24 protein-coding genes and 1 pseudogene are annotated in these 24,169 nt (G+C 45.5%); 11 read left to right on the plus strand and 14 right to left on the minus strand.

All coding sequences use genetic code 11. The features are described from left to right. The 3 genes from hcaD to FTU44_RS06015 all read left to right on the plus strand — a co-directional run bounded on the left by hcaD (position 1) and on the right by FTU44_RS06015 (position 4,002). Positions 1 to 1,227 carry a 3-phenylpropionate/cinnamic acid dioxygenase ferredoxin--NAD(+) reductase subunit gene (gene hcaD / locus FTU44_RS06005; protein ID WP_005172868.1) on the plus strand — a complete coding sequence of 409 codons (1,227 nt, stop codon included), beginning with the start codon at positions 1 to 3 and terminating at the stop codon, positions 1,225 to 1,227. A 311-nt stretch (positions 1,228 to 1,538) separates the two neighbouring features. Then, positions 1,539 to 2,447, plus strand: coding sequence for a DMT family transporter (locus tag FTU44_RS06010; protein ID WP_100534656.1), 909 nt, complete (start codon positions 1,539 to 1,541; stop codon positions 2,445 to 2,447). A gap of 499 nt (positions 2,448 to 2,946) precedes the next feature. Then, complete coding sequence (locus tag FTU44_RS06015) at positions 2,947 to 4,002, plus strand: MBL fold metallo-hydrolase (RefSeq protein WP_074383975.1); 1,056 nt, start codon at positions 2,947 to 2,949, stop codon at positions 4,000 to 4,002. Positions 4,003 to 4,056: 54 nt separating this feature from the next. Here FTU44_RS06015 and FTU44_RS15290 read toward each other — a convergent pair. From FTU44_RS15290 to FTU44_RS06030, 3 genes and pseudogenes are all read right to left on the minus strand, one after another. Then, positions 4,057 to 4,257, minus strand: a pseudogene (locus tag FTU44_RS15290) (DoxX-like family protein); the annotation flags it as partial. Then, a complete protein-coding gene (locus tag FTU44_RS06025; protein ID WP_179999111.1) occupies positions 4,247 to 4,690 on the minus strand; it encodes a thiol-disulfide oxidoreductase DCC family protein in 444 nt (147 codons plus the stop codon). The gene FTU44_RS06025 and the pseudogene FTU44_RS15290, both read right to left, overlap by 11 nt. A gap of 96 nt (positions 4,691 to 4,786) precedes the next feature. Beyond that, positions 4,787 to 6,307, minus strand: a complete 1,521-nt coding sequence (locus FTU44_RS06030; RefSeq protein ID WP_005095448.1) for a catalase — start codon at positions 6,305 to 6,307, stop codon at positions 4,787 to 4,789. Positions 6,308 to 6,949: 642 nt separating this feature from the next. On the opposite strand from FTU44_RS06030, the gene FTU44_RS06035 reads away from it, so the two are divergent. After that, complete coding sequence (locus FTU44_RS06035) at positions 6,950 to 7,129, plus strand: hypothetical protein (RefSeq protein ID WP_159516202.1); 180 nt, start codon at positions 6,950 to 6,952, stop codon at positions 7,127 to 7,129. Here the strand turns inward: FTU44_RS06035 and FTU44_RS06040 are convergent. The 3 genes from FTU44_RS06040 to FTU44_RS06050 form a co-directional block, all read right to left on the minus strand. Beyond that, positions 7,126 to 7,614 (minus strand): hypothetical protein, encoded by a 489-nt coding sequence (locus FTU44_RS06040; protein WP_159516203.1) that lies wholly within the window; start codon positions 7,612 to 7,614, stop codon positions 7,126 to 7,128. The genes FTU44_RS06035 and FTU44_RS06040 overlap by 4 nt on opposite strands. Before the next feature lie 41 nt (positions 7,615 to 7,655). Then, a complete protein-coding gene (ptsP, locus tag FTU44_RS06045; protein WP_005172856.1) occupies positions 7,656 to 9,953 on the minus strand; it encodes a phosphoenolpyruvate--protein phosphotransferase in 2,298 nt (765 codons plus the stop codon). 88 nt (positions 9,954 to 10,041) lie between these two features. Beyond that, positions 10,042 to 10,524, minus strand: a complete 483-nt coding sequence (locus FTU44_RS06050; protein WP_005095455.1) for an RNA pyrophosphohydrolase — start codon at positions 10,522 to 10,524, stop codon at positions 10,042 to 10,044. Between the two features lie 182 nt (positions 10,525 to 10,706). On the opposite strand from FTU44_RS06050, the gene FTU44_RS06055 reads away from it, so the two are divergent. Further along, the gene (locus FTU44_RS06055; RefSeq protein ID WP_005095456.1) at positions 10,707 to 11,357 is read left to right on the plus strand and encodes an HAD family phosphatase; all 651 of its coding nucleotides are present in this window, start codon (positions 10,707 to 10,709) and stop codon (positions 11,355 to 11,357) included. Positions 11,358 to 11,526: 169 nt separating this feature from the next. After that, the gene (locus FTU44_RS06060; protein WP_005095458.1) at positions 11,527 to 11,775 is read left to right on the plus strand and encodes a DUF2789 family protein; all 249 of its coding nucleotides are present in this window, start codon (positions 11,527 to 11,529) and stop codon (positions 11,773 to 11,775) included. Between the two features lie 43 nt (positions 11,776 to 11,818). Here FTU44_RS06060 and ovoA read toward each other — a convergent pair whose 3' ends face one another. From ovoA to FTU44_RS06075, 3 genes are all read right to left on the minus strand, one after another. Further along, positions 11,819 to 13,993 (minus strand): 5-histidylcysteine sulfoxide synthase, encoded by a 2,175-nt coding sequence (gene ovoA, locus FTU44_RS06065; protein ID WP_180049824.1) that lies wholly within the window; start codon positions 13,991 to 13,993, stop codon positions 11,819 to 11,821. A 149-nt stretch (positions 13,994 to 14,142) separates the two neighbouring features. Continuing rightward, positions 14,143 to 15,018 (minus strand): LysR family transcriptional regulator, encoded by an 876-nt coding sequence (locus FTU44_RS06070; protein ID WP_005095462.1) that lies wholly within the window; start codon positions 15,016 to 15,018, stop codon positions 14,143 to 14,145. Positions 15,019 to 15,213: 195 nt separating this feature from the next. Further along, positions 15,214 to 15,450 carry a DUF2061 domain-containing protein gene (locus FTU44_RS06075; RefSeq protein ID WP_005172852.1) on the minus strand — a complete coding sequence of 79 codons (237 nt, stop codon included), beginning with the start codon at positions 15,448 to 15,450 and terminating at the stop codon, positions 15,214 to 15,216. A 261-nt stretch (positions 15,451 to 15,711) separates the two neighbouring features. Between FTU44_RS06075 and leuC the strand changes: the two genes are divergently transcribed. The 4 genes from leuC to leuB all read left to right on the plus strand — a co-directional run bounded on the left by leuC (position 15,712) and on the right by leuB (position 19,674). Continuing rightward, a complete protein-coding gene (gene leuC / locus FTU44_RS06080) occupies positions 15,712 to 17,145 on the plus strand; it encodes a 3-isopropylmalate dehydratase large subunit (protein ID WP_180049826.1) in 1,434 nt (477 codons plus the stop codon). A gap of 105 nt (positions 17,146 to 17,250) precedes the next feature. Next, on the plus strand, positions 17,251 to 17,901 hold the full coding sequence (leuD, locus tag FTU44_RS06085) for a 3-isopropylmalate dehydratase small subunit (RefSeq protein ID WP_005095469.1): 651 nt from the start codon (positions 17,251 to 17,253) through the stop codon (positions 17,899 to 17,901). Positions 17,902 to 17,988: 87 nt separating this feature from the next. Next, the gene (locus FTU44_RS06090) at positions 17,989 to 18,552 is read left to right on the plus strand and encodes a hypothetical protein (RefSeq protein WP_179999107.1); all 564 of its coding nucleotides are present in this window, start codon (positions 17,989 to 17,991) and stop codon (positions 18,550 to 18,552) included. Positions 18,553 to 18,594: 42 nt separating this feature from the next. Further along, positions 18,595 to 19,674, plus strand: a complete 1,080-nt coding sequence (leuB, locus tag FTU44_RS06095; protein ID WP_180049828.1) for a 3-isopropylmalate dehydrogenase — start codon at positions 18,595 to 18,597, stop codon at positions 19,672 to 19,674. A gap of 74 nt (positions 19,675 to 19,748) precedes the next feature. On the opposite strand, the gene FTU44_RS06100 is transcribed toward leuB, so the two are convergent. The 3 genes from FTU44_RS06100 to infA all read right to left on the minus strand — a co-directional run bounded on the left by FTU44_RS06100 (position 19,749) and on the right by infA (position 21,031). After that, positions 19,749 to 20,150 (minus strand): hypothetical protein, encoded by a 402-nt coding sequence (locus FTU44_RS06100; RefSeq protein ID WP_180049830.1) that lies wholly within the window; start codon positions 20,148 to 20,150, stop codon positions 19,749 to 19,751. Between the two features lie 144 nt (positions 20,151 to 20,294). After that, the gene (locus FTU44_RS06105) at positions 20,295 to 20,675 is read right to left on the minus strand and encodes a hypothetical protein (RefSeq protein WP_180049831.1); all 381 of its coding nucleotides are present in this window, start codon (positions 20,673 to 20,675) and stop codon (positions 20,295 to 20,297) included. A 134-nt stretch (positions 20,676 to 20,809) separates the two neighbouring features. Next, positions 20,810 to 21,031: a translation initiation factor IF-1 gene (gene infA, locus FTU44_RS06110; RefSeq protein ID WP_001284370.1), complete on the minus strand. Its 222-nt coding sequence runs from the start codon at positions 21,029 to 21,031 to the stop codon at positions 20,810 to 20,812. A 231-nt stretch (positions 21,032 to 21,262) separates the two neighbouring features. Between infA and FTU44_RS06115 the strand changes: the two genes are divergently transcribed. Next, the gene (locus FTU44_RS06115) at positions 21,263 to 22,270 is read left to right on the plus strand and encodes an AraC family transcriptional regulator (protein WP_180049833.1); all 1,008 of its coding nucleotides are present in this window, start codon (positions 21,263 to 21,265) and stop codon (positions 22,268 to 22,270) included. Positions 22,271 to 22,384: 114 nt separating this feature from the next. Here FTU44_RS06115 and truA read toward each other — a convergent pair whose 3' ends face one another. Beyond that, positions 22,385 to 23,182, minus strand: a complete 798-nt coding sequence (gene truA, locus FTU44_RS06120) for a tRNA pseudouridine(38-40) synthase TruA (protein ID WP_180049835.1) — start codon at positions 23,180 to 23,182, stop codon at positions 22,385 to 22,387. A gap of 15 nt (positions 23,183 to 23,197) precedes the next feature. Beyond that, entirely contained in the window at positions 23,198 to 24,166 is a 969-nt protein-coding gene (locus FTU44_RS06125; protein WP_180049837.1) for an asparaginase domain-containing protein, read from the minus strand. Positions 24,167 to 24,169 lie beyond the last annotated feature (3 nt).

Here is a 24,169-nt window from a genome sequence, read left to right on the forward strand (position 1 = left end):
ATGAGCAACATCGAAACCATCGTAATTGTAGGGGCTGGCCAGGCAGGTGCAAGCGCGATTTTAGAACTTCGTGGCAACAAGTACGCAGGTAAAATCATTCTGATTGGTGATGAAACGCATCTTCCTTATGAGCGTCCGCCACTGTCGAAAGACGTGATTCTAAAACCTGAGGACACCAAGATTGAAATTCTGTCAGCAGAAAAACTGGCTGATCTTGGCGTGACCACCATTCGTGGCAATGGCGTGACTCAAATCAACGCGACCGCGAAAACGGTTGAACTTCAAAATGGTGATGTTGTTGCTTATGACAAATTGCTTCTCGCAACAGGTGGTGCCGCGCGCCGTTTGCCTAATTTCGATGCTTTGGGCAAACACGTCTATACCTTGCGTAACCTTGAAGACTCACAGGCATTGGTTCCTGTATTGCAAGCAGGTCAACGTATTCTGCTGATCGGTGGCGGTGTGATCGGTCTTGAACTGGCATCCTCTGCGCGTTACAAAGACTGTCAGGTGACTGTGCTTGAGCAGGGACCAATGGTAATGGGGCGTTGTTCACCGCGTATTTTAAGTGAATTTCTGCTTGAACAACACCGTCTGGCAGGCGTAGATGTTCGCTTAAATACTCAAGTTGCAGCTTGCCGTTTAGATGGTGAAGAAATTGTGGTGACTTTAGCTGATGGCGAAGAGTTACGTGCTGATGCTGTGGTTTATGGAATCGGAATTGTGCCAAACGCACAGCTTGCCATTGCAGCCGGTTTAGATGCTGATCTTGCGATCAAGGTCAATGAAAATTGCCAGACTTCAAATGCCGATATTTATGCAGCAGGCGATGTCGCGACACAACTTCGTGAAGACGGCGAATTCCGCCGTGTCGAGACTTGGGAAAATGCCAATCTTCAGGCAGGCATTTTTGCGCGTCATGTCATGGGTGTCGAACATCCAAAAGCCAATCCGGCCTGGTTCTGGACCGATCAGCTCAATATCAACTTCCAGTTTGTCGGTGATATGGCAGCGACCCAATGGCTGGTTCGTGGTGACATGGATGCAGCCAAAGGCGCAGACAATTCATTTGTGATGTATGGTGTGACAGATGGTCAAATCGTTGCCGGTATTACCGTCAATGCGGCCAAAGAAATGCGTCATCTGAAAAAAATGATCAGCAAGAATACGGCTTTTGAAGCTGAAAAACATTTGGATCTGGCACAAGACTTACGCAAAATTGCTTAAGTTGTATTGAGATATCTTGGAACAGACCTATGTTTTGCATAGGTCTGTTTTTTTATATTGATCGAATACTCTCTATATGATCACTACCTCAAGTTTCAGTTTTGGTTTGTATTACTTTGCGTAGGTAATGCCTCACTTTTGAGAGATGAGCCATACATGGCGCAAGGTGACAAAAATCTTTTTCTAAACTGAGGATATGTCCATATATCCCAGTTTAGCGGCGGCATCCATGCCGCAATCAGTATTGTCGATTGTGGATTTGAACGAGAAGTTAGTTCAACTCTTTCTGATTAACTTTAATTGAGTCTTTTATGAATTCAAATTCATCTCCCATGCTGGTGACGGCAAGTATTTATGCTTTACTGGTGCTGATTTGGGCCGCAACGCCTTTGGCGATTGTCTGGAGCGTGGCCGAGATTCACCCGATGTGGGTACTGATCATTCGCTATTTTGGCGCATCGATTATTGCGCTATTCCTGCTAAAAATCATGCGTGATCCTTTGCCTTTTGACAGCACCTCAATGAAAAGCTATCTGGCCGGCAGTCTGAATTTAATCGGTGCACAGCTGTTTATTTATCTGGCAGCCAATTATCTGACCTCAGGTCTGATGGCCCTGATTTTTGGTTTTTCGCCGCTGATTGCCGGTCTGATCGGGCATGTGATCTTAAAAACTCATCAGTTAGTGTGGCTGCAATGGTCGGGTATGGCTGTTGCCATTGCCGGACTGAGTTTTGTATTTTTAGATTCGGCAGACAGCAAGGTGAATCCTTGGGGTGTGGTGCTGATGCTGATCAGTATGGTGTCCTATATCAGTTCAATCTTCTGGGTCAAACAGATCAACGCACCTTTAAGCCCAATGTCACAAGCGACAGGTTCATTGCTGCTATCAGCAGCCGGTTCACTGCTCTTGATTCCATTTATCTGGCAGCATATGCCGACCCAGTTGCCTGGCACACAGGCGCTGATCGGGTTTGTATTTACCATGATCATGTCCTCGATTGTGGCGATGCTGTGTTATTTCTGGCTGATTCGGCGTTTAAATGCTTCAACAGTATCTTTGAGTAATGTCATGACGCCAGTCATCGCACTGGTACTTGGTGCGACTCTGAATCATGAAATCATCAGCAGTCATGCCTTTGCAGGAATTGCCGTGGTGATGTTCGGCATCATTATGTACTTTTGGAAAGAGTGGCGTGAGCAATACTTTTCCAAGCGCTAAATCTGTAGCAAATCAAAAGGGCGAAAGCCCTTTTTTATGCTTTAAATTTTTTAGATGAAAGAAGTCTATGGCTACATCCGTTCACAAGAGTTTAAGCAAGTTTATTTAGCAGATTGGCCAAATGTTAAAAATAGTAGATGTCATCGTCCGCACTCTCAATCGTTGCATAACTCAGGCATGCACGATCAAATCAGCACATTATGAGGATAAAATTTTGGCTGAAATCAGCAGAGTAGGGCTTGGTATGATTTTGTATTTTTTAAAAAACTGCATGCATCATGTCTTTCTCGATAGTACCCCTAGTCCGGCCAGCCAGCAGGCTATCAGAGCGCTATTTTTTTGCTAAAATAACAAAAACATACATGATTGTCTGTGATGGATTTCATACTATACTCAAGTGCGCCTGTTTTTAGTTTGTATGCTCATTAAAAGATGCGTCGCCTGACCATTTCAAGCGGTTGCTGTCTTGCATATAGCGAATAATAAATAGTGGATGTTTATGCAAGATCTTCTCAAAACTAAAAAATTTCAGTTAACCACGGAGTCCAGCTGGAAACATCTCTGGTCTAAGCCGGTATTTGAGTATCTGCATTCAGATCATTTCAATGGACAACAGTTTCGTAATCTCGAGCATCCTGCTCGGGCGCACAGTCGTTTTGACTTATATAAATGGCTCATTACCCGAAAATCCAAAAACTGGAATATCAATCTCGATGCAGAACGTGCCGAGTTTTTTGCGCGACCGCGTGCATTGCCACAGCAGCGTCCCGATGCGCCTTTAGATGACTGGCAAATCTGGTTTATTGGTCACGCCACTGTGCTCATTCAAATCGGGCCTTATAATTTCCTGACCGATCCGGTCTGGGCTGAATATGCCAGTCCTTCTGCATCCACTGGCCCGCAGCGGGTCATTCCTGCCGGTATTGCGCTAGATGAACTGCCACATATTGATGCTGTGTTGCTCAGCCATAACCACTATGATCATATGGATCTGGCCACACTGGAATGGTTGCATAGCACATTTGAAATGCCAATTTATACCGGACTGGGCAATGCCTGGTATTTGCCAAAGCACTATACCGTGCATGAGATGGACTGGTGGGAAAATGCATTTTTTGAAGAAATCCGCATTGTCTATACGCCGGCACAGCATGCCTCGGGGCGCGGTATGCGTGATCAGAATTGTGCTTTGTGGGGTGGCTTTTCCTTATTGCATGGTCAGGAACATTGTTTCTTTGCCGGAGATAGTGGTTATGCCTCGCATTTTAAAGAGGTTCGCAAGCGTCTGGGTGCGCCCCGAATTGCCTTGCTGCCCATCGGTGCCTATGAGCCGCGTGCACTGATGCGTGCGATTCATATGAATCCGGAAGATGCATTTCATGCACATCAGGACTTGCAGGCCAAATGCTCACTGGCGATTCATTACCGTACTTTCCAGCTCACTGATGAAGATCGGGATGCACCAGAGCATGAATTGCATGAAATTATCAAACATTCTTCCAAGCTGATTAATCCGTTTTACTGCGTACATGAAGGCAAACGGATTATTGTCTAATGGCTTCACGCTGTTCTTGCTTGATGAGTTGAATGGCAAGCACAGAAAGCATCAGCCAAACAGCATTTCACCTATGCCAGAAAATCCAACCAAGACTTTGGCCAGTACCCGCTCAAAGCCCAGGTTTTGCCAGATTGTGATTTCAGCAGGGGACTGAAACAGTATTTTTGGAATCAGTCCTTGATAGAATCAGCGCATTGCCAAGCTTAGCTGAATGTTGCGAAGTGTTTGGGTGAAAACAGGCTCAGAATTCACGAATAGCATTTTCCAGAAAATGGTGTTTATTTTCGCTAGATGGAATCAGGCAATAATCAGTTTTACCAAATAGTTGGTAGCGCTTTAAAGCAACGCCACGATACAGAAAGTCGCGGATAAAACGCGGCACTAAATAGCCTGTACTCATTAAATTCAACGGAAAACCGAGATGCTGCATGACTTTTAACAGGGCAGTGGATTCGGTATAAAGTGTGCCAGCTTGGATGACGAGCATCGTGCTGTAATGTGCAGTGGACATTTGATAATGCTCGAGCAGGGCAACACCTAAAGGGGATTGGGCAGAGACCAGTTTAAACTGTATCTTGTTATCGTATTTAATCAAGAAACGTGCCCAGCCATTACAGATCACACAAACAGCATCAAATAAAATGATGTCGTGTTGTTGAATGATGTCTTCAATATCGTTGCTCATCGTTATATTTTTTCTAGTGACGTATTATTTGTATACTGCTTGATATCACACTAAAAAACCACCCGAGGGTGGTTTTTTATATATCGCTAAGGCAGCTTAAAGCAAGCTGGCTAAGCCTTTGGCTGGATCGGTTTCACGAGCAGCCTGTGCATCTGCCACTGTCATGCCGAGTGCTTGTGCTACGCCTTCGCCATAGGCCGGATCGCAACTATAACAATTGCGGATGTGACGGTATTTAATGAAATCTAGTGCATCACCCATCGCGCCAGCCGTGTTATTAAACAAGGCCTGCTTTTGTTCATCATTCATCAGGTTGAACAGGGCACGTGGCTGGCTGAAGTAATCGTTATCATCTTCACGGAAATCCCAGAAATCGGCAGCACCGGTGATTTTTAGTGGTGGCTCTCTGAATTCCGGTTGCTCCTGCCATTGGCTGAAACTGTTCGGCTCATAATGTGGCAAGGAACCGTAGTTGCCATCCATACGACCCTGACCATCACGACGGTTAGAATTGACCGGACAGCGTGCAGCATTGACCGGAACCTGTGAGTGATTCACGCCGACACGGTAACGCGCGGCATCGGCATAGTTAAATAAACGTGCTTGTAACATCCGGTCCGGCGAGTAGCTGATGCCCGGTACCAGATTGCTGGGTGCAAAAGCCGCCTGTTCCACATCCTGGAAATAGTTTTCCGGATTGCGGTTCAGTTCGAACTCACCGACTTCAATCAGTGGATAATCACCTTTCGGCCAGACTTTGGTCAGGTCAAATGGATGATAAGGAACGGTTTCAGCTTCCAGTTCCGGCATCACCTGGACATACATTTTCCATTTTGGATAATCACCACGTTCGATGGCATCAAACAGGTCAGTCTGGCTGCTTTCACGGTCTTTAGCGATTAATGCTTCAGCTTCAGCATCGGTGAGGTTCTGGATGCCTTGCTGGGTGCGCATATGGAATTTCACCCAGAAGCGTTCATTATTGGCATTGATAAAGCTAAAGGTATGGCTGCCAAAACCATGCATGTGACGATAACCGTCTGGAATACCACGATCCGACATGACAATCGTAACCTGATGCAAGGCTTCAGGCAATAATGTCCAGAAATCCCAGTTATTGGTGGCACTGCGCTTGTTGGTTTTCGGGTCGCGCTTAACGGCTTTGTTCAGATCTGGAAACTTGCGCGCATCCCGCAGGAAAAATACCGGGGTGTTATTGCCGACCAGATCCCAGTTGCCTTCTTCAGTATAGAATTTTAGGGCAAAACCACGGATATCACGTTCTGCATCGGCCGCACCACGTTCACCTGCGACGGTCGAGAAACGCGCAAACATGTCTGTTTTCTTGCCCACTTCCGAGAAGATTTTCGCGCGGGTATATTGGGTAATATCGTTGGTCACGGTAAAGGTTCCAAAAGCACCTGAACCTTTGGCGTGCATACGACGCTCTGGAATCACTTCACGGACAAAGTTGGCCAGTTTTTCATTCAGCCATAAATCCTGAGCGAGTAAAGGTCCACGCGCACCTGCCGTCATACTGTTCTGGTTGTCGACCACAGGCGCACCCGCTTCAGTGGTCAGGTGGGTAACAGGGCATTTTTTAAAATCTTGGCTCATTTTTCCTCTCCAAGTTTTGAATATCTTGTAGCGTTTATCCAGTATTTATAAAATATTGAGTTATCTGCGAAGGGCATCAGGTTTTACTCTATTTTCAATATCTTGATATAAATGCTGTTAGCGCACAAAGTGGAATTCACAGGATATAATTGAGTGATGTTACTCAAAAAATATTTTTGAAGTTAATAAAGTCTAAAATATTGAAAATTAAATGGTTACTTTTTAAAAATAGCCGGTTTTCTACTCTTTGACAATATCAAATTCTCTATATTTTAGATAACTCAAATAATGAATCGGATTAAACGAAAATAACAATCTTCAAGTCCCTCATCTGTTTTTATCAAAGGATCAAACTAATAGATGAATCGTGCTGTTTAAAATAAATCTTATAACTGATTTATTTTAAATGCTTTTTTTGATCAGGTTTTGTCTGTGTGAAAAACATCATGAAATGCTGAATGTAATCAGCATGTTTTCCGGCTATAGTGCTCATTTTTGTATACAGAATATCCTGCTTAAATGGTCTTTATTTTTAAAAAAAGCATTGGCAAATATGCTTGAAAATTGTCCAAAATGGCGTATCATTATTTTCCCACTCGCGTGGAAACTCACTAAAATCTAGTTAAAAGGCGAAAGTACAACATGGCCAAGAAGAAAACAGTCGAGCATGTGGTGATCCATAATTTTGTGGCAAAATACATGCATGAAGTCAACAAAAGTCAGGTTTTTGTAGACCGAAAGAAAAATGCAAAACGTGGCTACAACAAGCACAGACAAGGGCGATATTCCATGGAAGATCGCCCTTTTTTAATGGCAGCTTAAGATCTGTAAGGTGGTTGAGGATGACGCGTTGGCTGTTTGGAGTTGGTTCCAAGTGGAGAGAGCGGGGCAACGGGGCGGTTGCTACGATTTTGTGTATTTTGAGTGGAGCGCCGCGATGAATTTGTTGGCTCATCTCGTATAAAATCATTAAATAATTTATTCAGTCTTCCCTGATTTGGCTGTCCATAATGTGCAGGGTGAGGTTCAGTTCTGGCATGCTGAAAACTGGCAAATTGATCTTTTTGCTGACGATAGAGTTTGGCCGCTATCACAGAGGGATCATTTCGGCCTAAACGCCGTCGCTGGGATGCTGAAATTTCGATGCCCAATAGAGGGGACATTTTAGGCCGATCGGCATAGCCGCTGGCAGGACGTGTATAAGATGAACCGGAATAATCCGCATTTTTCCGGGCCCGCAAGGCAGGTGCAATAATAACAATATAGAACACCGCAATGAGCATGAACAGGATAACCAGAAATTCCATAACCACCTCTACACTCGTCGAGGGACTGGAAAAGTCCCGGATTAGGCACTCACCATACGCGTGGCTGATTTCACCATATCACCCAAACCATGGGTTCTGAAATAATATTCCAGCCAGCTTTTTACCATCAGTGGATTGTCCATTTTTAACACATGCTGTAGCAATTCCTGTGCATCACTCATCGGCACGTGACAAATGGTTTTACGTACCTTCAGGATATTACTCGAACTCATTGACAGGGTATTAAAGCCCATGGCCATGAGCAAAACCGCAGACAGCGGATCACCTGCCATTTCACCGCAGATACTGACCGGTTTTTCATTACGATGACAGTCCTGCACCAGACGGGTCAGGGCACGCAGTACGGCAGGATGTAAATGTGAATAGACATTGGCAACCCGCGGATTATTGCGATCGACTGCCAAAAGATATTGAGTCAAATCGTTAGAGCCAACCGAGAAGAAATCGACCAGTTCGGAAAACTCATCAATCTGATGCAGCACACTCGGCACTTCCACCATGATGCCGAGTTTTGGCTTGTTCACTTTGACCTGTTCTTCTTCCTGAATCGCCGCATGATCACGTTCCAGTAAATAGAGGGCTTCTTCAACCTCACTGACACTGGTCACCATCGGCAACAGAATATGCAGGTTATTCAGTCCGATACTGGCTTTAAGCATGGCGCGAATTTGTGAAGAAAAAATTTCTGGATGGTCCAGGGTAAAACGAATGCCACGCCAGCCCAGTGCCGAATTTTCTTCTTCAATTGAAAAATACGGCAGGTCTTTGTCTGCCCCAATGTCCAGGGTACGCATCACTACCGGTTTATTGGCAAAGTGAGTGAGTTGCTGGCGATAAATCGCGCGCTGTTCTTCTTCGCCCGGGAAGCGGTCGCGTAGCATAAATGGAATTTCAGAACGGTATAAACCAACGCCTTTGGCACCACGTTGCACGCCACGGACCACATCGATCATCAGGCCGGTGTTGACGTATAGTTTTACCGCTACCCCATCTGGGGTAATCGCATCTTTGGTTTCGTACTGACGCAGATCTTTGGCGATCTGTTCTTCTTCTTTTTGAATTTCTTTATAGCGACTGCGCAAACGCCGTGGCGGATTGATGAAGACCCGGCCTTGATGCGCATCAACGATCATTTCTACATCATCCAGGGTATTAATTGGCAGTTCAGTCACACCGACCACAGTCGGAATGCCGAGGGCACGTGCCACAATTACCATATGCGAGTTCATGGCACCTTCAGTGGTGACAATCGCAGCAATTTTATCCACTGGCAGTTCAACCAGAGCTGCAGTGGAAATCTCTTCCCCTATCAGAATACTCTCATCGGTCAGCTCACGATGACTGGCATCAGCTTCCTGTAAACGCGCCAGAATACGGCGGCCCAAGTCTTTTAAGTCTGCCACCCGTTCACGTAAATAATCATCCTGCATCTGGGCAAACTGTGCCACATGACTATCAATCACGATGCGCACTGCACCCTGTGCCCAATGGCCTTCGCGAATGAGCGCCTTGATTTCTGCCGGCAGGGCATTTTCATCCAGCATCCGCAAGAATACGCTAAAGAGGGCGCGTTCTTCGGCCATCAGCGCATCCTGCATCTTGTCATCGAGCGACTGGATTTCTTCACGGACGGAGTTGAGGGCGCTGTCTAATAATTGTAGTTCTTCGCTGATGTCATCGGCTTCACGATCGGGAACGGCGGCCAGATCTGCTGGCGGGTAGAGAATCACGGCACGACCCAGGGCAATCCCGCCTGAACCGGACACACCCTGAAAGGTTTTATAGGCAGGCAGGTTATTTGGCTTGCGGAAGACATCAATATTGCCCACCGCATGGGCATGGGCAATCACGCCAGAGAGCTGCGCGCACAGTGTGACCAGAAATGATTCGGCGGCTTCAGAGAAATCCTGAGATTCTTTATTCTGAACCACCAGCACACCCATGACCTTACGGCGGTACATCACCGGGACGCCCAGAAAAGAGTTATACAGCTCCTCACCGGTTTCAGGCAGGAACAGGAAGCGTTCATGTTTGGGTGCATTGTCCAGATTGACAATTTCTTCACGCTGGCCGACCAGACCCACCAAACCTTCGCCAGTCTGTAACGATACGTGACCTACAGACTCAGCCTTCAGGCCCTTGGAAGCCATCAGCAGATAACGCTGGTTACGTTCATCCAGAAGGTAAATAGAGCAGACATCGACATGCATGGCGTCCGCGACATGCTTGACCATGATATCGAGGGATTCATGCAAACTGGCAGATGCATTGATCTCTTGAACAATACGTCTCAACGTGTCCAGTTGCATATTCGACATAAGGTCTGCTCCGTCTATTCAGAATTTCAGTGATACGTTTATTTATAACAATAGCCGACCAAAAAATCTGCATGATTTATGCGATTTTTTAAGGTTTTTGCTGGGGTAGCTGCTGACACAACTCCACCAGGGCTTTGCGATAAACATCACGTTTGAAATTCACGACTTGACCTAATGGATACCAGTAACTGACCCATTGCCATTGATCAAATTCCGGCGGATCAGACAGATTCAACTGAATATGCTGAACGGGGGCCGTGAGTTTGAGTAAAAACCACTTTTGTTTTTGACCGATGCACACCGGATCGGAGTCCGGTCGTATGTATCGATGCGGCAAACGATAGCGCAACCAGCCTTTGGTTTGCGCGATGATCTGGACGTGTTCGGGCAATAAGCCAACTTCTTCTCTCAGCTCACGATAGAGTGCCTGCTCAGGGGTTTCTCCATATTGGATACCTCCTTGTGGAAATTGCCATGCATTATGACCAATGCGTTTTGCCCATAAAACTTGTCCAGCATCGTTTGCCAAAATGATCCCGACATTTGGTCGGAAACCCTCAGAGTCGATCATTTGGCTACCTAAAAATTGTTTAATTTATACCTTTGCCATCGGGGAGCGTTATTTCTTTATCCAACTCGAAAAAAGCAAAGTTTAAAAATGTTAAAATTGCTATGATCTTAACGAATTTCTATCGACTAGCGGAGATAGATTTACAATTTTTTTCTTAAATTTCAGTTTTTACGAGTATTTTCATGAAATTGGCGCTATTTGATCTCGATCACACCTTGTTAAACACGGATTCGGATCATTCTTGGGGAGAGTTTCTGGTCAGCGAGGGCCTGGTCGATCCGGTGCAGCATCGTGCCATGAATGACAAGTTCTATGACGACTATAAAAAAGGTCAGTTAGACCCCTATGCCTATAATGAATTTGTGTTCCAGTTTCTGACCCAACATGAGCATGCTTATTTAACCGAGTTGCACCAGCTGTTTATGCAAAAGGTGATTCGCCCGCAAATGCGTCCAGAAGGTTTTAAGGCCATTCAACGGCATAAAGACGCCGGTCATGCTCTGGTCGGAATTACCGCGACTTCGGATTTTATTACTGCACCAATTTTTCGTGAATTCGGCATTACTGAAATTATTGCCACCAATGCTGAAGTACTCGATGGCAAATATACCGGAAAAGTGATCAATACCGCGTGTTATCAACAAGGCAAGCTGGTGCGTCTGGAACAGTGGCTGCAAGGTCGCGATGTGACCGAGTCTTGGGCCTATTCAGATTCGATTAATGACCGTTTCTTGCTGGAATATGCCGATCATGCCATTGCGGTGAATCCGGATGACCGCCTTGAAGTTTTAGCCAAAGCGCAGGGCTGGAACATACAGGACTGGTCGATTTAACTGATTGCCTTTTATCCATCTGATTGATCCAGCACAACTTCGGTTGTGCTTTTTTATCTGCCCGAATTCAATGTAAGTGTTAATGTTTTTTCACAGTCCGCTTGCCTCGGACATGTTATGCTCAAAAAACAGGACATGAAAATAATGGAAAAGTTTGAGGTGTAATGCTATGACTCACGTTCGACCGCGTATGACACATCTGTTTCAGCAGCTTGGCTTGGATGCCACTCAGGAAGGCATTGAAAAGTTTATTCACGAACATCAACTGCATAAAGATCTGACTTTACTCGATGCACCGTACTGGTCAGAAGCACAACGTCAGTTTCTAACCGAAAAAATTGCATCTGATGGTTCATGGGCCATTGTGGTGGATCAACTCAATGAATCCCTGCATGAAAACTCAACCAGTGAAGGATGAAATAAAAGCCAATCGAATGATTGGCTTTTTTAGCTTGAAGGCTTTAGTGAGTGCGTCGCCAGATGCTGACTTGCGACAAGCTATGTTGATATTTTCTGGCGGTTTCACGAATAACAAAAGGCACATCCTGAGGCTGGGTCACCAGCTCAAAATGAGCCTTTAATATTTCCGAGATACCCTCTAGCGTAGTGACCTCTCTGTCTGCCTGCTTGAACCCGCCCAGCCATTCATCACGTGCAGTATGTTCTTCCAGCCAGGTATAAGGCGAACTGAGCAGTAGAATTCCACCCATATTTATCCGTTGATGGATCTGCATCAAAAAGTCTTTGGGATGATGCAGCCGGTCAATTAGATTGGCCGCCAGAATAAAATCATAGCCACTAAAATGTGCTTTCAGATTACAGGCATCGGCCTGAAAAAATTCCACTTTAGAGGCAAGCCGATCCAAAGCGAAATCCTTAAGCGAGCAGATTTTCTCTTCGCTTAATTCACCTTCTACGGGGAGCTGATAACGGATTCGGTGACCTTGGGCCAGAAAGACGGCTTGCTGAATAAAGCGTGCAGAAAAATCCAGACCGGTGACCTGATCAAAATAGTGTGTCAGTTCAAAGCTGGCGCGGCCAGTAGCACAGCCAATATCCAGAGCACTTTTACATGCAGTTTCCCGGAAATACGGCTGTGCCAGCTGCACCAATGTTTTGGCAAAATTGGCGATGCCAAAGTATTCGGCGCCGTACTGAAACTCCAGATATTGGGAGACCAACTGGTCACTTTCATACTGTGAAGGAAACTGTTGCAAGGCTTGATCAGAGGCGACATAGCGGAAGCCAGCGTGTTGAAAGAAATGCCGTCTAAAAGCATAACGTGAACTGTGCAGGGCTTCATTGCCTGCTGAAATCCAGGAGCCACCTTTAATAATATTATGCCGTCCATCAAAGGTCGGGGTGCTAAAATCATCATAAAGAGGATGCACCTGAAAGCCATGAAACGGATAGATTGGCGTTTCAGTCCATTGCCAGACATTGCCCTGAATATCATAGAAATCGCCCTGCTGAAAATGATCGACCGGGCAGGAACTGGTGCCATATTTCAATTCGATATTGGCCTGTTCAGGACTGGGTAAATCTGGATCCAGGTCTGAAACCGCATACAGGCGATACCATTCATCTTCGGTGGGCAGGCGGATGGTTTTTTCAAGCTGTTGCGATTTCCACTGACAAAAGGCTTTGGCTTCATGATAATTTACTTCTACCGGCCAATCCCAGGGCATGGGGACTTCTTCCAGCATCAGGCGCAGTGACCAGCCGAGTTCAGTCTTGCACCAAAAACACGGATGAGTCGCTTGTGAAAATTGTAGCCAGCCTAAGCCTTCTTCACTCCAGTAGTGTCCGGTCTGGTAGCCATCTGCTTCGACAAAGGCCAGAAACTCCTGATTGGACACCAGATATTTGGAAGCTGCAAAGGCTGCAACTTCGGCTTCATGCTGGCCGTATTCATTGTCCCAGCCATAAAAAGGATGGTTAAAATCTTTCTGTAGATGTATCTGGCCTTCAGGCACAGCAATCAAACTATTTTCCGGGGCAATGCCGGTAATGATATTGGCACGCCACTGCGGATGCTGGTGTACATGTTCTAAAGCATGCTGACGAATCAGCACCGATGACGTTTCCAGATGAATCCGTTCATGCTCGATGCCCATAATCAGCGTCCACCACGGATTGTGCCAGTTTAAGGGCAGAGTCAATGGGGCATGTTCAAGAATGTTTAAGATCAGGGCACGCACCTGATGACGATAATTGCGGACTTCCTGCACACTGGGCCAGTCATAATGTACTTCATCCAGATCGTCCCAGCTCATCTCATCTACACCGATTGCAAAGATACTTTCAAAATGTGGATTCAGGCGTTCGCTAATCAGCTTGCTGAGCAGCAGTTTGTTGACAAAAAAAGTGGCAGTATGCGCAAAATAAAAAATCAGCGGATGACGCAAATTAATTGGCTTGATAAAAAAAGCATCTTCATGCTTGAGGCATTCAAATAACTGCTCATAGGTATCAAAGGTATTCAGGAAGTAATCACGTAGGCTGTGTCGCGCTGTCTGTTCGTCGGCAAAATCAAGCGCAGGTGTAGGCAACAGCATCGGTTTGGCCGAAAGCCATAGGCTGCTGGCATTTGTTTTATCTTGAGAGAGGGGTTTTAGGGGAGAATCGAGCTGCATCCGTCAGGCTCCATCGAATAATTTTAAGTATTCCTCTGCATCGCAAAAGAATAGATTTATCTTAAAAATACGCGAAAGAAATCCCCAGATGGGTGTATTTAGGTAACAAAATGCTGCACTGTTTTGAATGCAGCATTTTTAGAAATGAATTAAAGAGGCAGGGAACTACTTTGCATAAGTTGAACCAGAGCTTGCGCCGCTTTGGACTGAGTACGACCCGGATGCCAGACCATGCCCAAACGGCGGTTCATTTCCAGATTGATATCCAGCTGATGCAGATCGTGATTGACCAGAGTTTTTGGCAGCACAGACCAGCCGAGACCAATGGATACCAGCATGCGGATTGATTCCAGCGGATTATTGCTCATACTGACTTTTGGTTTAATGCCCTGTTTTTCAAACTCGGCTAAAGTAATCTGCGAAGTGTAGGTTTGTGAAGACGGCAGCAGGCTCGGGTAATTCAGCAAATCTTCCAGGCACAGATTTTTTTGCTGGGCCAGTGGATGAAAGGGTGCAACTACAAAGACCAGAGGATCATTCCAGATGGTGACATAATTCAGACGTGCATCGCCCCGTGGCGGCAAGGTTAAAAATGCCAGTTCCAGATCGCCGGCAATGACTTGTTCGTGCGCCTGCTCGGAATCGACAAAATGTACATCCAGCCTTACATCCGGATATTCTTGTACATAGCGGCGCAAATGACTTGGAAGATGATGCAGGCCAATATGATGGCTGGTGCCGATTTTCAATTTTCCCTGTACCTGACCCTGTTCATGGCTCAAGGTATAATGAATATCACCGAGTTCATTCAGCCAGTTTTTCACTTTAGGCAATAGCGAATGCGCGGCATGGGTGGCTTGTACACCACGTCCGGCGGATTCAAACAGTTTGACCCCAAAATATTCTTCCAGACTGTGAATACGTTTGGTGACGGCAGGCTGGGTAATAAAAAGCTGATCTGCGGCCAGAGAAATCGAACCAGTTTCCATGACTTTTACGAAGGCTTCAAAAGCTGCGAGATTCATCTTAATCACCTATAAAGAATTTTTATGTGTAATTATATTATTGTTATTTTTTAAGAATAAATCAAAGCATAATTCGCTTGTTTGTATTGCATTGCTGCATTACTAAACATTTTCAAAGCCTTGGGATTTAAATAGCGTCAAAAAAAGACCCTCTTGGATGAGATGGTCTTTGGTCAGGAACATCGACAGAAAAGATCAGGCGGTGATGTCCTCATTCTGCTGTTCGATATTGCGCTCCCAAATTTTTTCGTGGAAGAAGAACGCAACTGCCTGTACTGTGGGTTCCAATAAACTTAAGGCAATTGCCATGGCCAAACTGCCAGTCACCAAATAACCGACAATCATCGCCACCGTGATGTGCATAATGTAATAGCTGAAGGTCTTTTTAAACATACGCTGATTATTGTCTACAAAACGTTGGATATGTGCCATGTCGAAGTTCCTCAAAATATAAATCTCTGTCTATGCAGGAATAATAATAATTCTCATTTAATTTGTAAAAACGAATATTTTTAATAAATTGATCGGAAAAGTAGATTTGTGGGAATGCAGCGAAATCATGATTTTATTCAGCTTTTGAAAGATTCCAAAAAGTTTTTTAACTAATAAAAATGATAAATTAGATTTATGTGACAGCAGCGATATAATCAAAATCAGAGCAAGAATTTACCCAGTCCAGTGGAGTACATCGACATGGCAGGCGCAACCCAAACAGCAAAAACATTATATGATAAATTGTGGGATGACCATTTAGTAACACAACGTGATGATGGTTCTGCCTTACTGTACATCGACCGTCACTTATTACATGAAGTAACGTCGCCACAGGCATTTGAAGGTTTACAATTGGCCGGGCGCAAGCCATGGCGTTTAAGCGCAAACATTGCTACACCAGATCATAACGTACCCACCTCGAAAAAAGAGCGTGAACAGGGTGTTGCCGGCATTGAAGATGAAACTTCGCGCATTCAGGTACAAACCTTGGACGACAACTGCAAGACCTTTAATATTGTTGAATTTGATATTAATGATATCCGTCAGGGGATTGCGCATGTGGTTGGGCCTGAGCAAGGTTTAACCTTGCCGGGCATGACCGTGGTCTGTGGTGACTCACATACTGCGACCCATGGTGCTTTCGGTTGTTTGGCGCATGGTATCGGTACTTCAGAAGTTGAACATGTATTGGCGACCCAATGCCTGGTTCAAAAGAAGATGAAAAACATGTTGGTACGCGTTGACGGTCAGTTGGGTCAGGGCGTGACACCGAAAGATGTGGTCTTGGCGATTATCGGCAAGATTGGTACAGCAGGGGGTACTGGTCACGCGATTGAATTTGGCGGTCAGGTGTTCCGTGACATGTCGATCGAAGGTCGTATGACCGTTTGTAATATGGCAATCGAAGCCGGTGCACGCGTAGGTATGGTCGCCGTCGATGACAAAACCATCGAATATGTTAAAGGCCGTCCTTATGCACCGACTGCAGAACAGTGGGATCAGGCTGTTGCTTACTGGAATACTTTACATTCAGATGATGACGCATACTTTGACACGGTTGTTGTATTGCAAGGTGAAGAGATCGAGCCGCAAGTGTCTTGGGGAACCTCTCCTGAAATGGTGATTCCAGTGTCTCAGGCAGTACCGACTTTGCAACAAGCCAAAGACGAGGTACAACGCAATGACTGGAACCGTGCTTATCAATATATGGGTTTAAATGCCGGTCAGGCCTTGGCTGAAATTCAATTAGACCGTGTCTTTATTGGCTCATGCACCAACTCGCGTATTGAAGATATTCGTGCTGCGGCTGAAGTGATCAAAGGTCGTAAAGTTGCGGCAAGCATCAAGCAGGCGATGGTGGTTCCAGGTTCGGGTCTGGTCAAGGCCCAGGCAGAAGCTGAAGGCCTGGATAAAGTGTTTGTAGAAGCCGGCTTTGAATGGCGTGAACCAGGTTGTTCAATGTGTCTGGCAATGAATGCTGACAAGTTACAACCGGGCGAGCATTGTGCATCGACGTCTAACCGTAACTTTGAAGGTCGTCAGGGCAATGGCGGTCGTACGCATCTGGTCAGTCCTGCAATGGCAGCCGCCGCGGCAATTGCCGGTCACTTTGTTGACGTGCGTAGTTTCTAAAAATCCCCCTCAGTCCCCCTTTTAGAAAAGGGGGAAGTTCCCCTCTTTAATAAAGAGGGGGTTAGGGGAGATTTAAAGTGATGACATTCTTTAGGAATAAAGACAATGAAAAAATATACCGTTGAACAAGGTATCGTTGCACCATTAGACCGGGCCAATGTCGATACCGATTTAATTATTCCAAAACAGTTTTTGAAATCGATCAAACGTAGTGGTTTCGGTGCGAATTTATTTGATGAATTGCGTTATCTGGATGAAGGCTATTTGGGTCAAGACAACTCAAAACGACCTTTAAACAAGGATTTTGCATTAAACCAACCTCGTTATCAAGGCGCGAGCATTTTGATTTCACGTGCCAACTTTGGTTGTGGTTCTAGCCGTGAACATGCGCCATGGGCATTGGAGGAATATGGTTTCCGTACCGTGATAGCACCAAGCTATGCCGACATTTTCTATAACAACAGCTTTAAGAATGGCATGTTGCCTGTGATTTTGTCTGAAGAGATTGTTGATCAGTTATTCAAAGAATGCCTTGCAACTGAAGGTTATCAACTCACCATCGATTTGGACGCACAAGAAGTACGCACACCAAATGGTGAAAGCTTTCAATTTGAAGTCGATCCATTTCGTAAGCATTGCCTGTTAAATGGTCTGGATGATATTGGTTTAACTTTACAAGCTGCGGATGACATTCGTGCTTATGAGGAAAAAACCAAACAATCACGTCCATGGGTATTTGCCGAAATTCAGGGCTAAATCAGCGAAAATTGTCATAGCATGACTGCGATGCCCTTGCTAATATCGGAAGATTATTGGGTTTTTTGATTGGGTAAGACAGACATTATGGCGAATTATTGGAAACAGTGGCTTGCTTTAAGTACGGTGTCGGTGCTGATGACTGCATGTCAAAGCATCGATACCATGAAGCTCAAACATGCCAAAGAAAATGCCGAAAGCAAAAACAATGCGTTGATTTACTGTAAAGGAACATCGGATTGCCAGTTCGAGCGCTTAAACCAGACCATCATTGTCAATAACGACAATGGCCGCCTCAGTAATGAGGCGCGAAAGCAAAAACTGGTACGTTTGCAGGCTAAGAATTTGAATCAGGCCAATCCGATTTACTTGTCAGTACCCGCAGGACAGCATGAATTAGTCGTCCGTTTTTATCCAATCAGTAAGGATAAAGCGGAAATTTTACATGTGTTTCATCGCTTTCAGGCCAACAAAACTTATATCTTGAAAATGTTCCGCGACCGTAGTGCGCGTAGCAGCAGTTTATTAAATGCCTCTGCACCTGATCCGCTTTGCGTGGATTTGTTGCAAGAGCAAAAAACCATTCGTCGTTTTTGCAAACCTTATAATGTGGTCAACGGCATTGCAGAGTTTGTAGAAAAGAAAATTTAACCTTTGTCAGGTCTGAATCTGACGCTTTAAACGGAAAATCTCATGTCTAAACAAATTTTGATTTTAGCTGGTGATGGCATCGGTCCTGAAATTGTCAAAGCGGCAGAGCAGGTACTGGATCGTGTAAATGAAAAATTTAATCTCGATTTGACATGGGAACAGGGTTTACTCGGTGGTGCGGCAATTGATGCCCACGGTTCACCATATCCTGAAGTGACCTCAGAACAGGCCAAAAAAGCCGATGCAATTTTATTGGGCGCCGTCGGCGGGCCAAAATGGGATACGATCGAGCGCTCAATCCGTCCGGAACGCGGTTTATTAAAATTACGTAGCGAACTGAACCTGTTTGCCAACTTGCGCCCAGCGATTCTCTATCCACAATTGGCTGATGCTTCAAGCCTGAAACCTGAAATCGTGGCAGGTCTGGATATCCTGATCGTGCGTGAATTGACGGGCGGTATTTATTTCGGTCAGCCACGTGGGATCCGTGAATTGGAAAATGGCGAGAAGCAAGGTTATAACACGGATGTGTATTCAGAATCTGAAATCAAACGCATTGCCAAAGTTGCCTTTGAAATGGCGAAGCTGCGCGGTGCCAAGGTCTGTTCAGTGGATAAAGCCAACGTACTTGAAGTCACTGAGTTGTGGAAACAAACCGTTACTGCGTTGAAAGAAGAACAGTATCCAGAAATTAACTTGTCACATATGTATGTCGACAATGCTGCGATGCAACTGGTGCGCGCGCCAAAACAGTTTGACGTGATTGTCACCTCTAACCTGTTCGGTGATATCTTGTCTGACGAAGCAGCGATGCTTACCGGTTCAATCGGCATGTTGCCATCGGCATCTCTGGATGAAAATGGCAAGGGCATGTATGAGCCTTGTCATGGTTCTGCACCAGATATCGCCGGTCAAAACCTGGCAAATCCATTAGCAACGATTCTTTCAGTAGCGATGATGCTGCGTTATACTTTCCGTGAAGAAGCCGCTGCTAAAGCGATTGAAGATGCAGTAGGCCAGGTCTTGGATCAAGGCTTGCGTACGGCGGATATCATGTCTGAAGGCATGCAAAAAGTCGGTACGGTGGAAATGGGTCAAGCAGTCGTTGCTGCATTGAACTAAGCCTGTTTCTATCATAAAAAAACGCAGCCTTGAGCTGCGTTTTTTTATGATAGAAATTTCAAAGCTTAAACGGCTTAACAGGTTCGGCCTGTGGTGCGTACCGCGGTGGCAATATTATCTTTGAGTAAGAAGGTGATTTTACATTGCAATTTGACGTCATAGCCGCCGGTAGGGCTTACTGACACTGGAATAGGTACAGTGCCTGTCCCTGTGGCAGGAAACTGCGCTACAGGCAAAGGAATGCTAATGGGGCGTTGTACCACATAGCTTAATTGCTTGGCGCTGCGTTCAGGCCCACTGATCTGCTGGTAACCTAAACGTTTTAGATCCAGAGTTTGGTCGATCAGTTGGCTGCTTTGCCCAATGAACTGTTGTAAATAGGTATCACGCTGTGCAGCAGTCGTTGAGGAGGTGGTGCTGCATGCACTAAGCAAACTCAATGCTGTACAGTATACTAAAATCAGTGTGAACTTCATGAGCTGTCCTCACACCAAATAAAATGAGTGTAAGCGCATTCCATGCAAAAATACTGTTGTGATTTGATACACGGTAGAAGTTTAGCGTATTGAGATTGATCCCTGATTTAATCCGATCCAGGCTTTGAACTCGATGAGTACAGCTTAACAAGCTCTACCGATAAAGCGAATCGCCTGAACAATTTCAGCTTTCAAGTCAAACCAGATTTGGCATTTCATCTCAATGTTATAATCACCATTTGGGGGCATCGGCATTGGTGCACCGATCGAGATGCTCTGACTAATATTCGGTGTGCCCATCGGAATATTCATGTCCCGAAAAATAGTGTAGCTGAGAAATTCTGTGGTTTGAATCGGTTGCTGGGAGGTCTTGAATCCCATGGCACGAAGATCCAGCTGGCTACGAACCTGTGCGGCAGTTTGACCCACATAAGGTTGTAGAGACTGATGCAGATACTGATTGCCGCCGGTAGCGTATGCAACGAGAAACCAGCTGGAAAGTAGGTACAAGCATTTCATATTCATTGTTTTTATACATATTGTTTTTAATTCAATGAATAGTCGTGAATTTATAGACCTGTGTCAAATTATTTTACTGATTGATAAATAATTCAAGTAATAAAAAAGCCACTAAAAGTGGCTCTTGCTTGCGCTAAAACTTAGCGTGCACGATATGTGATACGACCTTTAGTCAAATCATAAGGTGTCATTTCAACCTTCACACTGTCGCCCGTTAAAATACGGATATAGTGTTTACGCATTTTACCAGAGATGTGGGCAATCACTTCGTGACCGTTCTCTAAACGTACACGGAACATAGTATTAGGAAGCGTCTCGGTGACAACGCCTTCGAACTCGATGAGTTCCTCTTTATTGGCCATAGCCTACCTGAATGAATAAATTGGAAAGGCGCAAATTATAGTCAATTTTTTTGCAAAATACAAGACGAAACGGGCGTTAGACTGATCATCTGCCAGTAAAATAGGCGAACTGTCACGATAATTTTTTTAACTAAAAAGACACCTGTTTCTGTTGTCAGTTTGGTCAATCACAGTTAATCTAAAATTAATCTTTTTAAGTATAAATGAAGTACATACAAGGAAGGCTTTTGAGTGAGTCAGCTAACGGATGCATCAGTCGTATTGCGTTTAGGCTATCAGGCGATTCGTCGTGCGGGGTTGCCAACAGAAGAACTTTTGACCAAAGCAGGAGTGGCTTTAAATCAGGTAGAAGCCAATGACCGTACTCCGCTGAGTGCCCAGTATGCCTTTTGGGTGGCGGCAGAGGAAGTCAGCAAGGATCCGGATATTGGATTGCATCTGGGTGAACACCTGCCACTTTATCGTGGTCAGGTCATTGAACACCTGTTTGTTTCATCTGAAAATTTTGGTGAGGGACTGAAACGTGCTTTGGCTTATCAGCGACTGATCAGTGATGCATTTGCTGCCAAATTGGTGATTGAAGATGATCGCTGCTATTTAACCAATGGTGAACAGCCTTTTGCTGAGAGTCTGGTCAATCGTCATTTTACTGAATGTGCCATGTCAGGCGTCCTACGCTTCTTTAAATTTATTACCGAAGGGCGTTTTGAGCCAATTTATATCGATTTTAATTTTTCCAAAGGGGCACCTGACGAGGAATATTTCCGGGTTTATGAGTGTCCGGTCAGTCTAGGTCAGAAAGAAACCCGGTTGTATTTCGATCCGACTATTCTGGAATTTCCGCTGTGGCAGGCTGAACCTGAGCTGTTGCAGTTGCATGAGCAACTGGCGATTGAAAAGCTACAGGAACTAGCAAGATATGATCTGGTCGGTGAAGTACGTCGTGCGATCGGCTCTACTTTGGAGAGTGGCGAAACCACGCTAGAAACGGTAGCAGCCCAACTGAATATCACGCCACGGCGTTTGAGAACACAACTGAGTGAGGCACATACCAGTTTTCAGCAGATTCTCTCGGATTATCGCTGTCGTTTGGCCAAGCGTTTGCTGGCGAGTACCAGTGAGAGCGTCGAGCGGATTGTCTATCTGACCGGCTTTTCCGAGCCAAGTACCTTCTACCGGGCTTTTAAGCGCTGGACCAATGAAACGCCGGTAGAATATCGGAAGCGGAAGCAGCGTTAAACGACCTCCCTAAGTCCCTCCTAAAAGGAGGGATTTTTCATTACCGTATTTTCGTAGGGTTGTAGTTCCTCCCTTTAGCAAAGGGAGGTTAGGAGGGATTTAAAAATTAAGCTTTTAATTCGGCATATTCAGCCAATGCGGCCCTAAGGGGAATTCCGGTAATTCAAACTGCGCCGGATAGTCGGCATGAATAAAATACAAACCATCTGCTGGCGCAGTTACGCCTGCGGCTTTACGATCTTCGGCAGCGAAAATACTATCAATATGGTCGGCAGCATACATGCCCTGACCAATTTCCAGTAAACAGCCCATAATATTTCGCACCATATGATGCAGGAAGCCATCGGCTTGAATATCGAGTACCAGATATTGACCATGCGGGATCAGACGGCAATGACTGACATGACGAATGGGTTGATTGGACTGACAGGCTGCAGCGCGGAAGCTTTCAAAATTATGCGTGCCTTCAAACTTTTTTGCAGCCAGCATCATCTGTTCAACATCAAGTGGTGCATAGACATGGGTGACCTGTTTATACAGCAATGCCGGGCGCACAGGATGGTTGTAGACCACATAGCGGTAGCGGCGCGCCTGCGCCTTAAAACGGGCATGAAAGCTGTGATCCATTTCTTTGATCCACTGGATCGAGATATCTTTAGGTAGCTGGCTATTGCAGCCCATTAGCCAGCCACGTTCAGAACGCACGGCATCAGTATCAAAATGTGCCACCATATTGGTTGCATGTACCCCGGCATCGGTACGGCCGGCACCATGCAGGCTAATCGGTTGATCGGCAACTTTGCTCAGAACCTTCTCAATGGTTTCCTGTACGCTTGCAACTCCCGGCTGTTGAGTCTGCCATCCCCGATAATGCATCCCACAAAACTCAATTCCCACCGCAAAACGCTGCATAATGACCTCAAAACCTTATTGATCGTACCAATGACGATGCCATTGCTCTACAGTGTCGTATTGTAAATACATTTTCAGGGCTTTTGCATACAGATCCGCATGTCCATAACTTTCATTCAGCAAAATTTTGCAGTGATTCACCCATTCAGCAATGGCATAGCGCTGATCCGTCGCACCAAAAGGCACTTGGGTGGTCAAGACGGAAATACAGCCCTGCTCATACAGTTGATCAATGAATGCAATCATGGCGTCATTGACCGCCAGGTTGCCAGTGCCAAAACCTTGCAGAAATAAAAAATGTGGTGGTCGAGCCAATAGGTTGTTCAGGTTGTTCAGCTGCTGGGTCAGATCAACCGGCTGCATCATGATGCTCATGCAGCTGAATTCAGCCGCTTTCGCAATATCTTCAGCTTCGATCTGATAACACGCTTGACTGGTTTGGATTGCGATATTGGCATCAAGACCTGAAAAGGCATTTAACTCGGTAGTATGCTGTTTCAGTGCAGTCTGCGCATGTAGCAGCTGATGATGGAATGCTAGATACACCCCGGCGTTAGATTCGCTGACGGAATCTAGTGCAAATTTCAGGTTATCCAGGGCATCACTAAATTCACGCTGTTCATTGCCTTGAGCATTCAGCAGGGGATATTGGCTACCGGTCAGCACCACATGCGCCGAGTTTCCAATAAAATGTGCCAGTACTGCACTGGCATAACTCAGCGTATCTGTACCGTGAATAATCACAAAATGCTGAATCTGTTGCGATTGCAATTGCTGAATAAATTGCACCAGTTGCAACCAGTCGGTTGCTGTGCAGGCACTGCTGTCCTTAATGGCGGGTGCATGGTGGCATTCGACGAAATATTGCTCTGCAAGTATCTGTTCGAGCTTGGGAATAAATAAATCCGCAGACATCGGGGCAAGTGGGTCTCCCACGCAGCCGAATGTGCCACCCATATAAATTAATGCAATATTTTTCATCATAAA

Origin of the sequence: Acinetobacter sp. YH12105 (assembly GCF_013419095.1) — a bacterium.
Lineage (GTDB): Bacteria > Pseudomonadota > Gammaproteobacteria > Pseudomonadales > Moraxellaceae > Acinetobacter > Acinetobacter pseudolwoffii.

Bases quoted from the DNA above. Each gene is read 5' to 3' on its own strand.
- FTU44_RS06050 (WP_005095455.1), bottom strand. From the start codon at position 10,524: ATGATCGACTCTGAGGGTTTCCGACCAAATGTCGGGATCATTTTGGCA.
- FTU44_RS06090 (WP_179999107.1), top strand. From the start codon at position 17,989: ATGGCGAATTATTGGAAACAGTGGCTTGCTTTAAGTACGGTGTCGGTG.
- truA (WP_180049835.1), bottom strand. From the start codon at position 23,182: ATGCAGCGTTTTGCGGTGGGAATTGAGTTTTGTGGGATGCATTATCGG.
- FTU44_RS06015 (WP_074383975.1), top strand. From the start codon at position 2,947: ATGCAAGATCTTCTCAAAACTAAAAAATTTCAGTTAACCACGGAGTCC.
- FTU44_RS06105 (WP_180049831.1), bottom strand. From the start codon at position 20,675: ATGAATATGAAATGCTTGTACCTACTTTCCAGCTGGTTTCTCGTTGCA.
- FTU44_RS06075 (WP_005172852.1), bottom strand. From the start codon at position 15,450: ATGGCACATATCCAACGTTTTGTAGACAATAATCAGCGTATGTTTAAA.
- FTU44_RS06010 (WP_100534656.1), top strand. From the start codon at position 1,539: ATGAATTCAAATTCATCTCCCATGCTGGTGACGGCAAGTATTTATGCT.
- FTU44_RS06035 (WP_159516202.1), top strand. From the start codon at position 6,950: ATGGCCAAGAAGAAAACAGTCGAGCATGTGGTGATCCATAATTTTGTG.
- FTU44_RS06040 (WP_159516203.1), bottom strand. From the start codon at position 7,614: ATGGAATTTCTGGTTATCCTGTTCATGCTCATTGCGGTGTTCTATATT.
- FTU44_RS06055 (WP_005095456.1), top strand. From the start codon at position 10,707: ATGAAATTGGCGCTATTTGATCTCGATCACACCTTGTTAAACACGGAT.
- hcaD (WP_005172868.1), top strand. From the start codon at position 1: ATGAGCAACATCGAAACCATCGTAATTGTAGGGGCTGGCCAGGCAGGT.
- FTU44_RS06070 (WP_005095462.1), bottom strand. From the start codon at position 15,018: ATGAATCTCGCAGCTTTTGAAGCCTTCGTAAAAGTCATGGAAACTGGT.
- leuD (WP_005095469.1), top strand. From the start codon at position 17,251: ATGAAAAAATATACCGTTGAACAAGGTATCGTTGCACCATTAGACCGG.
- FTU44_RS06025 (WP_179999111.1), bottom strand. From the start codon at position 4,690: ATGAGCAACGATATTGAAGACATCATTCAACAACACGACATCATTTTA.
- leuB (WP_180049828.1), top strand. From the start codon at position 18,595: ATGTCTAAACAAATTTTGATTTTAGCTGGTGATGGCATCGGTCCTGAA.
- FTU44_RS06100 (WP_180049830.1), bottom strand. From the start codon at position 20,150: ATGAAGTTCACACTGATTTTAGTATACTGTACAGCATTGAGTTTGCTT.
- FTU44_RS06030 (WP_005095448.1), bottom strand. From the start codon at position 6,307: ATGAGCCAAGATTTTAAAAAATGCCCTGTTACCCACCTGACCACTGAA.
- FTU44_RS06125 (WP_180049837.1), bottom strand. From the start codon at position 24,166: ATGATGAAAAATATTGCATTAATTTATATGGGTGGCACATTCGGCTGC.
- ptsP (WP_005172856.1), bottom strand. From the start codon at position 9,953: ATGTCGAATATGCAACTGGACACGTTGAGACGTATTGTTCAAGAGATC.
- leuC (WP_180049826.1), top strand. From the start codon at position 15,712: ATGGCAGGCGCAACCCAAACAGCAAAAACATTATATGATAAATTGTGG.
- ovoA (WP_180049824.1), bottom strand. From the start codon at position 13,993: ATGCAGCTCGATTCTCCCCTAAAACCCCTCTCTCAAGATAAAACAAAT.
- FTU44_RS06060 (WP_005095458.1), top strand. From the start codon at position 11,527: ATGACTCACGTTCGACCGCGTATGACACATCTGTTTCAGCAGCTTGGC.
- infA (WP_001284370.1), bottom strand. From the start codon at position 21,031: ATGGCCAATAAAGAGGAACTCATCGAGTTCGAAGGCGTTGTCACCGAG.